This is a genomic window from Negativicutes bacterium (genome assembly GCA_018052945.1).
GTDB lineage: Bacteria > Bacillota > Negativicutes > JAGPMH01 > JAGPMH01 > JAGPMH01.
This window is the reverse complement of record JAGPMH010000051.1, coordinates 1-10,002: the sequence shown is the minus strand read 5'-3', so window position 1 is coordinate 10,002 and position 10,002 is coordinate 1. Positions and strand designations below refer to the sequence as shown.

Below are 10,002 nucleotides of genomic sequence, written 5' to 3'. Positions count from 1 at the left end.
TACTAAAAGATCACCGATGCCAGCAGCGTTAACTGAATTAGCGTTTTTGTCAAATTACAAAGAAGAAAGTTTATTAAATTCACAAGATTTTCAAAAAAATTTAGCTATAGGAATATGTAAAGGTATTAATGACTATTTTTTGAAATTCAAATAAAGGAGTTGTAAAAATGAGGATTAAAATAAAATATATTTTGGTATTATCCTTATTAGGGTTGTTAATGCTAATTAGCGGATGCGATAAAACAGAACCCCAAACTGATGTTATGAAAGATAAAATTAAAGATGAAAAAGTTACAAGTAATATTAATAATGTTGATAATAAAAAAGAAAATATAATTATTTATTTTCCTAATGAAAATGCAACAGCGTTGGTGCCTGAAGTAAGAAATATTAAAAGTGGATCGAATGATGTTTTGATAGATGCCCTCAATGATCTTTTGACGGGCACAAAACAAAATGGCTCCGTCAATATAATTCCTAAAGGCACAAAGCTTTATGGGCTGGAAGTTAAAAATAAAATAGCCTATGTTAATTTTAGCAAAGAATTTGTGAAAAATTTTAACGGAGGATCAACTGGTGAAATATTTTTAGTGGGTTCGATTGTTAATACCTTAACAGAATTTCCTCAAGTAACTAGCGTTGTGTTTATGGTCGATGGAAAGCCGATTGATACTATTGCTGGACATATGGATTTGACAGAACCGGTAAAAAGAATGGATAATATAATAAATAAAAAATAATATAAATTAAACCACTAGGGGCGCTACGGCTGAGAAACATTTATGTTGACCCTTGGACCTGACTTAGGTAATGCTAACGGAGGGAAGTGGCGCTATTAAGCGCCATTGTTATGTACAATGGTGTTTATTTAATTTTAGGAGGAGTTTTACATGGCTACACAAATGCAATTAGCAAGACAAGGGATAATCACTGCGGCTATGGAGATAGTTGCAAAACAAGAAGGTCTTTCACCGGAGTTAATTAGAAATAGAGTGGCTGAAGGGACTATTGCAATATGTGCAAATATTAATCATAAAAACTTAGTGCCAAGGGGAGTTGGACTTGGTTTATCGACAAAAGTAAATGCTAACATCGGAACTTCTAGTGCTTATCCTGACATTGAACCAGAAATAGAAAAATTAGAGGTGGCAATTGCAGCTGGTGCAGATGCCGTTATGGATTTGAGTACAGGTGATAATATTGATTTATCACGTCAGTCTATTATTAATAAATCTACGGTTATGGTTGGGACAGTACCAATCTATCAGGCAACGGTAGAGGCAATAAAAAAATATGGTGTGGTAGTTGATATGACTGGTGATGATTTATTGGCTGTTATTGAAAAGCAAGCGCAAGATGGAGCCGATTTTATGACGATTCATTGTGGGATAACAACTAGTGTGTTAGATCGATTAAAGCAACAAGGACGGATTGCTGATGTAGTAAGTCGTGGGGGTTCTTTTATAACAGGGTGGATGTTACATAATAACAAAGAAAATCCACTATATGAGCGTTATGATGAGATCCTTGATATTTGTGAAAAATATGATGTAACGATGAGTTTAGGCGATGGTTTAAGACCAGGCTGCATAGAAGATGCTACTGATAGAGCACAAATTCAAGAATTGTTGGTTTTAGGTGAGTTAGTTGATAGAGCTTGGCAAAGAGGTATCCAAGTAATTGTTGAGGGACCTGGTCATATGCCGTATGATCAAATTGCGGCCAATGTAAAATTACAAAAGCAACTTTGTCAAGGTGCCCCTTTTTATGTATTAGGGCCATTGGTAACCGATGTTGCTCCGGGGTATGATCATATTACGGCAGCGATTGGTGGAACCTTAGCAGCCACTGCTGGTGCTGACTTTTTATGCTATGTAACGCCGGCAGAGCATTTAGGCTTGCCAACTATTGATGATGTTAAAGAAGGGGTAATTGCTTCAAGAATTGCCGGTCATGCTGCAGATATTGTCAAAGGAGTAAATGGTGCGAAACAATGGGATTTGGAAATGTCAAAAGCTCGTAAAGCCTTAGACTGGGAAAAACAAATTGAATTAGCGATAGATCCTGAAAAGGCAAAAAAATATCGTAAAGCTAGAAATGCTGACAATACTGAAGCTTGCTCAATGTGTGGCGATTATTGCGCCATGAAAATTGTTGGCGAGTATCTTGAAAAATAAAGAAATTAATGTTAAGTTTAATGCAACCTTATACAAGGTTGCATTATTTATATTATGGAGATAATAATGAAAATAAACGAAATTGGTGAGTTTGGTTTAATTGATATATTGAAGCAAAATACAATCAATAATAAAGATAATATCATCAAAGGGATTGGTGATGATGCTGCGGTATTTAGTGTTGAAAATAATTTATTGCAATTAGCGACTACTGATATGTTAGTTGAAGGAATACATTTTAATAGAGAGTTTATTACTGCTTGGCAATTGGGCTACAAAGCGATTGCGGTTAACTTTAGTGATATTGCGGCAATGGGCGGAACTCCTACTAATATTTTAATATCGTTAGCAATACCTAGCGATATTGATGTTGATTTTATGGTACAATTATATGATGGTATGAAATATCTTACTAAAAAATTTAAGGCTAATATAATTGGTGGCGATACCGTTGCTAGTCTACAAGGCTTGGTTATTAATGTTACTGTATTAGGCACAGTACCGTTACCATTAGTGAAATATCGTAGTGGAGCAAAAAATGGCGATCTAGTAGTTGTAACTGGTGATTTGGGTTCTTCAGCCGCTGGATTGGAGATATTACTTAATAAATATGAACAAGAACAATATGAAATATTAGTAAAAAAACATCTAATGCCCTTTCCACAGTTAAATTATGGTGAAATTATCGCCAATTATGCAAATAGCATGAATGATATTAGTGATGGTTTAGCAAGTGAAGCTAATGAAATTTCTACTGCTAGTGAAGTAGGCATTATGTTAAAAGAAAATAAAATGCCCGTTTTAAAAGAAACAAAAGAAGTAGCCAAGGTTTTTCAGAAAGATGTGTTAGATTATGTGCTGTTTGGTGGAGAAGATTATCAGTTGGTTTTCACAATAACGCCGGAAAAATTAACTAAATTACAAGGTGAATTAAATGATTTGACCATTGTTGGCGAAGTATGTAGCAGTTTTAATGGTGTAAAATTAGAAAGAAATGATGGCACTATTATTGATATAAAAAGTAAAGGATATAATCATTTTAGATAAACGGAGTGAAAGTATGTTGAATTTTCTTACAAAATCTCCAGAAGAAACTTTTTCAATCGGAGAAAAATTTGCGCAATTATTAAAAGAAGGTACTGTTATTTGTTTGCAAGGTGATTTGGGCGCAGGAAAAACTCTCTTTGTACAAGGGTTGGCGGTAGGGTTGGGGATAGCTGAAGAGGTTACAAGCCCAACGTTTGCGCTATTAAATATTTATCAAGGTTCAAAAACTTTATACCATTTTGACCTATATCGCTTGGATTTTAGTGAAGAACTTTATGATATTGGATTTTATGAATATCTAGAGAAAGAAGATGGGATAACGGTGATTGAATGGCCTGATAAGTTTAAACAGGAGTTGCCGGAAGAATATTTATTAATAAAAATAAAGAGAACAGAAGGTGTCGATGAACGGAGTTTTGAAATATCCTGTCACGGTACAAAATATAATAGTTTACTAGAGGAGTTTGTTGTGAAATGATCTTGGGAATTGATACATCAACGATAGTTTCAAGTGTAGCTTTGATTGATAATAATAAGGTATTAGCAGAATTGAATGTGCAACATAAATTAACACATTCTGAAATGTTAATGCCTAATATTGATACCTTATTAAAACTAGGAAGTGTTAATAAAGGTGATTTAACGGCAATTGCTGTTAGCATTGGTCCAGGATCATTTACGGGACTTAGAATTGGTTTGGCGACAGCAAAGGCATTGGCATATGCTTTGAAAATACCGATTGTTGGTGTTTCTAGCTTAGAGGCGTTAGCTTATAATTTTAAACTGCCAGAAATATATATAATGCCATTATTAGATGCACAAAAAGGAAATTGTTATACGGCTTTATATTGTTGGGAAAATGAGCAGTTATCAATCAAAAAGCCAGCATTTGTAGAGAATTTAGAAGATATTTTAGATATGGCAACAGGTTTAGATAAAAAGGTTTTGTTATTAGGTGAGAGTGCGGTAAAATATGCTCAAAAGATAGTGGGGGTATCGCAAAATATAATTCTGGCAAGTCCACAAAATATTTTTGCTAAAGCAACAAGTGTGGGCTTAGCAGGTGCTAATTTGTTAAACAGTGGTAGAGTAGATGATGTTATGACGCTAGAGCCTTGTTATATTAGAAAATCAGAAGCAGAAGTTTTATGGGAAAAACGAAATGAGTCATGTAATGTCTAATCTTGAAATTAGAGAGTTTAATATTAACGATATTGAGGAACTTTACGAAGTGGAGCTTACCTCTTTTACTGACCCCTGGTCAAAAGAATCTTTTAAAGATGAATTAAATAATGAAATTGCACACTATTTGGTAGGCTCTATTAATAACAAGGTTGTAGCTTATATTGGAGCTTGGTTCATTTTAGATGAAGCGCATATTACAAATGTCGCGGTAAAGTCTGATTTTCGTCGGCAGAAGATTGCTAAGCAACTGATAACTGCTTTTATAGTTTTAGCAAAAAAACATCAGATCACAAGTATTACTTTAGAAGTAAGAGCTTCTAATATTCCGGCGCAGTCTTTATATCAGCAGTTTGGTTTTGAAAAACAAGGACTTAGAAAACGCTATTATGCTGATAATAATGAAGATGCAATTATAATGTGGCTTCGAAATATATAATGGGGGATTTTTAATGTTAGAAGAAAAGGATGTTATAACCTTAGGGATAGAAACCAGTTGTGATGAAACATCAGCAGCGATTATTGTAAATGGACGAAAAATTTTAGCTAATATTATTTCCAGTCAAGTACCGGTACATCAAAAGTTTGGCGGGGTTGTTCCTGAAATAGCCTCTCGTAAGCATATTGAAAATGTTCTGCCGGTGATTGATGAGTGTTTAAATACAGCAAAGATTAAATTAGAAGATATTAACCATATTGGAGTTACTCATGGTCCAGGATTAGTGGGAGCACTACTAGTGGGGGTCGCAGCGGCAAAAGCATTAGCATATTCTTTAGATATTCCATTAATCGGTGTAAACCACTTGGAAGGTCATATTTTTGCTAACTTTCTAGCTCATCCAGACCTTGAACCACCATTTGTTGCCTTAGTAGTATCTGGAGGACATACTTCCTTAATTCATGTGAAAGATTATAATGAGTTTTATTTATTGGGACAAACAAGAGATGATGCTGCCGGAGAAGCCTTTGACAAAATTGCCAGAGTGATGGGATTACCATATCCCGGCGGTCCGCATATTGATAGATTGGCACAAACTGGTTCAGCTACGGCTATTAAATTCCCACAAGCTTTAAATGAAAAAGGGAACTTTGAATTTAGTTTTAGTGGGTTGAAGTCAGCAGTATTAAATTATATCAATAGTGCTAAACAAAAGGGTGAAGAATATAATCAAAACGATGTTGCGGCATGTTTTCAAAAGGCCGTAGTTGATGTTTTAGTGGATAAAGCAATGGCGGCACTGATAAAAACAGGTTCGGAAAAATTAGTGGTGGCCGGTGGTGTTGCAGCTAATAGCGCACTAAAAAGATCATTACAAGATAGCTGTCAGAAAGATAATATAAAATTGTATTTTCCTGATAATATTTTATGTACTGATAATGCAGCGATGATTGCTTGTCGTGCTTATTATCAAAGTAAGACCAATAAATATGCTGATTTATACTTAAATGCTAATCCATCATTAAAAATTGGAACGCTGTGAGGACTTTAAAATGAATGAACTGATTAATATCTGTACTAAAAATACAAGGTTAAGTAAAGCGCAGATAGAATATTTAGATAAAATTAGCTTATTGTTTCCCTTTATTGCTGATATTTCATATTCACAGGTGACGATGTATGTTCGCGACAGAGTTAAATCTTTAATTATAGTAGCTCAGGCTAAACCTCATACCAGTTTCTTTCAATATAAACCTAATTCCATCGGTTCGATGGCAAAAGGTAGTGAAGAACCGCTTATTTGGAGAACATTTCGCTTTGCTAAACATATTCAAGGTAAACGTGAATGGGCAGTAGGGTTGTTATTAGACATGTATACTTTTCCTTTATATGATTCTAATGGCGAAATGGTAGCAGTAATTTGTTTTGAAACAAATTATGAGGAAATAGGAATTGATGGCTATAATTATTTATTAGAAACAGTATTTTCCTTAATATCAACAGTTCAGCTACCCATCGATAAAAATAAATTCAGACCGTTATTAGCTAGTGATGGTATCATTGTAGTAAATGAAAATGGGAAAATTGCCTTTGCTAATACGGCAGCGGCTAGTATTTATAAAGTATTAGGTGTCGGTAATATTATTGGACATCATATTTTTGACAGGGAAATAACTAGACATATAACTAAAAAAACAACGATAAGTAATTTGCCGTATGAGATGGAGATTGAAGTTGGCGAGATAGTATTGGTACAGCGATTAATTACTATTCCAAAAAATAAAAAGGAAATAAAAATAATTGTAGTTTCTGATGTTACTGAGATAAAGAAAAAAGAAAAACAATTATTAATTAAAGCGACAGTAATTCAAGAGATTCATCATCGAGTAAAAAACAATTTACAAACTATTGCCAGTCTTTTAAGATTGCAAGCAAGAAGATCAACTTCGCTTGAGGTAAAGGCAGCATTGGAAGAAAGTATTAATAGAATTTTGAGTATTTCTGTAGTCCATGAGTTTTTATCACAACAAGGTGAAGATTTTATTGATGTAGCAGAAGTTGCCAAAAATATCTTAGACTTAGTTGTTAATAATATGTTGGATCCGGGCTTTAACTTAACAACCAAATTTAGTAGTGAAAAAGTTATTCTTCCCTCAGAAAAAGCTTGTAGTTTAGCCTTGGTTATTAATGAACTGATCTTAAATTCGTTAGAACATGGCTTTGCAGGCAATAAAGATGGTACGATCGGTATTGAAATAGTAATAAGAGCAGATCACTACCTAATTACAATTTATGACAATGGACATGGTTTACCGCCAGAATTTGACTTGCAAAGAAGTAAAAGTTTGGGGTTACAGATTGTCAGAACCTTAGTCCAAGAAGATCTTGGCGGAACTATAAATTTTAAATCCGATAGTGGAACATATGCTGTTATAAATATTCCAATTGATATAGAGAGAGGTATATAATCTATGGCTAATTTAAAAATTGTAATTGCAGATAATGAATCGATAATAAGAATGGATGTAAAAGAAATACTAGAACAAGCTGGACATACTGTTGTTGGCGAAGCAATTGATGGAGTAAAGGCAGTTGAATTGACCAGAAAATACAAGCCGGACTTAGTTATTATGGATATTCAGATGCCGGAATTAGATGGGATTGCCGCAGCAAAAATAATTTCTAATGAAAAACTTGCACCGGTATTATTGTTAACTGCTTTTAGCCAAAAAGAGATAGTTGATAAAGCAAAAGAGTCAGGAGTTTTAGCATATTTAGTAAAACCAGTTAAGGAAACAAATTTATTTCCGGCGATGGAAATAGCAGTATCAAGATTTGCAGAATTTCTACAATTAGAAAATGAGTTTGAAGATTTAAAAGAATCGTTGGAAAGTAGAAAAATATTGGATCGAGCTAAAGGAATTTTGATGGAAGTGCATGACTTGAGTGAAAGTGAAGCCTATCGTAAAATTCAACAATATAGTATGGCAAAACGAAAATCAATTAAAGAAGTTGCTCAAGCAATTATTGATTCTATTAATAAAAAGAAATAGAGAAAAACAAAGATATTTTAAGCTTTAACGCAAAAATATTATAAAAATCAGCTTAATTGCTATAAAAAAACGAAAAAAAGTTCAAGAAAGTGTTGATTTTTAGTCATAAATTATATATTATAATTTATGTATTAGCACTCTCTAGTGATGAGTGCTAACAGAAAAATAATTCTAAGGGGAGGCTCCAAAAAATGATAAAGCCATTAGGTGACAGAGTTGTAATTCAAGTTTCAGAGGGAGAACAAAAAACAGCAAGTGGTATCGTATTACCGGATACTGCTAAAGAAAAGCCACAAGAAGGTACGGTTGTAGCTGTTGGAACAGGAAAATTACTTGACAATGGTCAACGTGCGGCGCTTGATGTAAACGAAGGAGATAGAATTATTTTCTCCAAATATGCAGGTACTGAAATTAAATTCGGTGGCAAAGATTATTTAATTGTTAGCGAAAGAGATATTTTAGCTATTATTTAATAAAAGGGGGATATTTTAAAAATGGCAAAACAAATTCTATTTAACGAAGAAGCTCGTCGTGCATTAGAAAAAGGTGTTGATGCTTTAGCTAATGCCGTTAAAGTTACATTAGGGCCAAAAGGTCGTAATGTTGTATTAGATAAAAAATTTGGTGCACCAACTATTACTAATGATGGTGTAACAATTGCTCGTGATATTGATTTAGAAGATCCGTTTGAAAACATGGGTGCACAACTAGTAAAAGAAGTTGCGACAAAAACTAATGATGTAGCTGGTGATGGTACTACTACAGCTACTTTGTTAGCACAAGCGATGATCCATGAAGGTATGCGTAATGTTGCAGCTGGTGCAAACCCAATGATTATCAGAAAAGGTATTGAAAAAGCAGTTAATGCGTTAGTGGCAGAAATCAAAAATTCTGCTAAAAAAGTTGAAGATAAAGAGTCTATTGCTCAAGTTGCTTCAATTTCCGCTGCTGATGAAGAAATAGGTAAATTAATTGCTGAAGCTATGGAAAAAGTGGGTAAAGACGGTGTTATTACTGTTGAAGAATCCAAAGGTATGGGCACAAGTCTTTCCGTAGTTGAAGGTATGCAATTTGATAGAGGATACATTTCTCCATACATGGTAACTGATACTGATAAAATGGAAGCTATTTTAAATGATCCTTATATCTTAATTACTGATCGTAAAATTTCAGCAATTGCTGATTTATTACCAGTATTAGAAAAAGTAGTACAACAAGGTAAAGAATTAGTAATTATCGCTGAAGATGTTGAAGGGGAAGCTTTAGCAACTTTAGTAGTTAATAAATTACGCGGTACATTCCGTGCAGTAGCGGTAAAAGCTCCTGGCTTTGGTGACCGTCGTAAAGCAATGCTAGAAGATATTGCTGCGTTAACTGGTGCTAATGTTATCACTGAAGAATTAGGTCGTAAACTTGATAGCGTGGAATTAGAAGACTTAGGTCGTGCGCGTCAAATTCGTGTATCCAAAGAAGAAACTACAGTTGTTGATGGTGCTGGTGATCAAGTATTCATTAAAGGCCGTGTAGATCAAATCAAGACTCAAATTAAAGAGTCAACTTCAGAATTTGATATTGAAAAATTACAAGAACGTTTGGCTAAATTAGCTGGCGGTGTAGCGGTTATTGAAGTTGGTGCTGCGACTGAAGTTGAATTAAAAGAGAAAAAACTTCGTATTGAAGATGCTCTTAATGCAACTAGAGCAGCAGTTGAAGAAGGTATCGTTGCTGGTGGTGGTACAACATTTATTGATGTATTACCTGCACTTGATAAAGTTGAAGCAACTGGCGATGAAAAAACTGGTGTATTAATTGTAAAACGTGCAATTGAAGAGCCAGTTCGTCAAATTGCTAATAATGCCGGTCTTGAAGGTTCAGTAATTGTTGAAAATGTTAAAAAAGCAGGCAAAGGTATTGGTTTCAATGCTTTGACTGAAGAATATGTTGATATGATTGCTGCTGGTATTGTTGATCCTGCTAAAGTAACTCGTTCTGCATTACAAAATGCTGCAAGTATTGCATCAATGGTATTGACAACTGAAACATTAGTTGCTGATAAACCAGAAAAAGATAACGGTGCTGCCGCTGCTGCAATGGCGGGAATGGG

At 34.3% G+C, this 10,002-nt stretch carries 12 protein-coding genes and 1 riboswitch; all 12 genes read left to right on the top strand.

The features are described from left to right. A partial coding sequence (locus tag KBI38_07255; GenBank protein MBP8629854.1) for an N-acetylmuramoyl-L-alanine amidase occupies positions 1-154 on the top strand: 154 nt, incomplete at its 5' end. Positions 155-167: 13 nt separating this feature from the next. Further along, positions 168-740: a GerMN domain-containing protein gene (locus tag KBI38_07250; GenBank protein MBP8629853.1), complete on the top strand. Its 573-nt coding sequence runs from the start codon at positions 168-170 to the stop codon at positions 738-740. A gap of 6 nt (positions 741-746) precedes the next feature. Then, positions 747-842, top strand: a riboswitch (TPP riboswitch). Between the two features lie 48 nt (positions 843-890). Next, a complete protein-coding gene (gene thiC, locus KBI38_07245; GenBank protein MBP8629852.1) occupies positions 891-2,177 on the top strand; it encodes a phosphomethylpyrimidine synthase ThiC in 1,287 nt (428 codons plus the stop codon). Positions 2,178-2,243: 66 nt separating this feature from the next. Continuing rightward, positions 2,244-3,224, top strand: coding sequence for a thiamine-phosphate kinase (gene thiL, locus KBI38_07240; GenBank protein MBP8629851.1), 981 nt, complete (start codon positions 2,244-2,246; stop codon positions 3,222-3,224). A gap of 13 nt (positions 3,225-3,237) precedes the next feature. Beyond that, entirely contained in the window at positions 3,238-3,702 is a 465-nt protein-coding gene (gene tsaE / locus KBI38_07235) for a tRNA (adenosine(37)-N6)-threonylcarbamoyltransferase complex ATPase subunit type 1 TsaE (protein ID MBP8629850.1), read from the top strand. Next, positions 3,699-4,406, top strand: coding sequence for a tRNA (adenosine(37)-N6)-threonylcarbamoyltransferase complex dimerization subunit type 1 TsaB (gene tsaB, locus KBI38_07230; protein ID MBP8629849.1), 708 nt, complete (start codon positions 3,699-3,701; stop codon positions 4,404-4,406). The genes tsaE and tsaB overlap by 4 nt, the downstream gene beginning before the upstream one ends. After that, the gene (rimI, locus tag KBI38_07225) at positions 4,399-4,845 is read left to right on the top strand and encodes a ribosomal protein S18-alanine N-acetyltransferase (protein ID MBP8629848.1); all 447 of its coding nucleotides are present in this window, start codon (positions 4,399-4,401) and stop codon (positions 4,843-4,845) included. Before tsaB ends, rimI begins: the two co-directional genes overlap by 8 nt. A gap of 13 nt (positions 4,846-4,858) precedes the next feature. Next, entirely contained in the window at positions 4,859-5,887 is a 1,029-nt protein-coding gene (tsaD, locus tag KBI38_07220) for a tRNA (adenosine(37)-N6)-threonylcarbamoyltransferase complex transferase subunit TsaD (GenBank protein ID MBP8629847.1), read from the top strand. A gap of 10 nt (positions 5,888-5,897) precedes the next feature. Beyond that, positions 5,898-7,313, top strand: coding sequence for a histidine kinase N-terminal domain-containing protein (locus KBI38_07215; protein MBP8629846.1), 1,416 nt, complete (start codon positions 5,898-5,900; stop codon positions 7,311-7,313). A gap of 3 nt (positions 7,314-7,316) precedes the next feature. Next, on the top strand, positions 7,317-7,898 hold the full coding sequence (locus tag KBI38_07210) for a response regulator (protein ID MBP8629845.1): 582 nt from the start codon (positions 7,317-7,319) through the stop codon (positions 7,896-7,898). Between the two features lie 191 nt (positions 7,899-8,089). Next, on the top strand, positions 8,090-8,371 hold the full coding sequence (groES, locus tag KBI38_07205; GenBank protein MBP8629844.1) for a co-chaperone GroES: 282 nt from the start codon (positions 8,090-8,092) through the stop codon (positions 8,369-8,371). Positions 8,372-8,392: 21 nt separating this feature from the next. Further along, the coding region (gene groL / locus KBI38_07200) for a chaperonin GroEL (protein MBP8629843.1) at positions 8,393-10,002 on the top strand (1,610 nt) is incomplete at its 3' end.